1 pseudogene is annotated in these 229 nt (G+C 63.3%); it reads left to right on the forward strand.

Features of this window, described 5'->3' with window-relative positions:
* Positions 1 to 2 precede the first annotated feature (2 nt).
* A pseudogene (locus RAD10_RS42645) lies at positions 3 to 229 on the forward strand (hypothetical protein); the annotation flags it as partial.

Below are 229 nucleotides of genomic sequence, written 5' to 3' on the forward strand. Positions count from 1 at the left end.
GCCTGGCCCTGGTTCTCTTGAAAGGCTTTCTGGGAGGCGCGGCTCTCGCCGCCGAAGAATGCCAGGCCAAATCCACGTCGATGGATGACATCATCGTGGCCCTGAACGCGGCGCCGGGCTGCGAGCGTGCCATGAAGCAGTTCGAAGCCTGCGCATACGGCGCCAGCGGCGACGTACAGTTCGGTGAGGTGGTCGAGAAGAAGTGCGAGGCCGATTTCATCGGCCAGCT

This window comes from Bradyrhizobium sp. 23AC (genome assembly GCF_054863025.1).